Here is a 1,213-nt window from a genome sequence, read left to right on the forward strand (position 1 = left end):
TTAACGAGTGGCACGGTTTATCACTGCTACGACCGCAAGTTAAACGGGAGCCTTGAGACTGTAATCGGTGACGAGCCGATCCATGTCGGCATGGACTTCAACGTCGGTAAGATGTCGGCGATTATTCATGTGCTACGCGATGGTCTACCTCACGCTGTCGATGAAGTAACGAGTGGTTATGATACGCCTGACGTTATTAAAACGCTTACCAACAGATTCCCGAAGAACACCATCCATGTTTATCCCGATGCAAGCGGCAATAGTCGCAAGTCGGTTAACGCATCAGAGACAGATTTAAGCCTCCTGAGAACAGCAGGCTTTACTGTGCACGTTAACGGCACCAATCCATCGGTGAAAGACCGGGTTAACTCGGTTAACGCGATGCTACTCAACGCAGAGGGCCAGCGCCGATACATGATTAACGCTGATAAGTGTCCTGTTTATGCTGAGTCATTGGAACAGCAAGTATGGGCCGATAACGGCGAGCCTGATAAGTCGGCAGGATTTGACCATGCTAACGATGCAGGTGGTTATTTCATTGTGAAACGCTTCCCGATCATCAAACCGATAACTCATATCCCAGTCAATTTCAGAAGATAAAACAATGGCAAATTATTCATACATCAAGCCTGAATATCTCGAGGCGAAACAGTCATGGGATTTGGTTAAGGATTGCGTGACTGGCAGCAGGGCGGTGAAGGCTAGACAGGCGGTTTATCTCCCGATGCCCGACCCGACGAATAGCAGCGAAGAAAACAAAGCGCGTTACCGAGCATTACTCAACCGGGCAATGTTCCTTAACGTCACCGGGCGTACTCGGCAAGGACTAATCGGCGCAGTGTTCCGTAAATCAGCAGAAATCGATTTACCCACCGATATTGATTATGTCCAGACCAACGCAAGCGGAGATGGTGTAAGTCTTGAACAGCTATCAAAGGCTGCTATTGGTGAGTGCCTTGATACGGGTCGTGGCGGCTTCTTCGTTGATTACCCGAACACTGATACTGAGTCAGGTGTAAGGCCAACCAAAGCACAATCAGCGGGCAATAACGCGCATGTTCATCACTACGCATCAGAGCAGATTATCAACTGGCGCGAGGATGTGATTAACGGCGTTAAGAAGTTAACGATGGTCGTCTTTGCTGAGCTTTATCACGTTGATGATGGTGACGAGTTCACATTCGAAACTAAGATGCAATATCGCGCATTGACG

At 48.6% G+C, this 1,213-nt stretch carries 1 protein-coding gene and 1 pseudogene; both read left to right on the forward strand.

Translation table 11 applies throughout. From position 1 onward, the window contains the following. Positions 1 to 600, forward strand: a 600-nt coding sequence (locus MKR94_RS16375) for a phage terminase large subunit family protein (protein ID WP_479681381.1), incomplete at its 5' end; no start/stop codon positions are given. Between the two features lie 4 nt (positions 601 to 604). After that, positions 605 to 1,213, forward strand: a pseudogene (locus MKR94_RS16380) (hypothetical protein); the annotation flags it as partial.

The organism is Rosenbergiella metrosideri, assembly GCF_022602565.1.
In the GTDB taxonomy this organism is placed as follows: domain Bacteria; phylum Pseudomonadota; class Gammaproteobacteria; order Enterobacterales; family Enterobacteriaceae; genus Rosenbergiella; species Rosenbergiella metrosideri.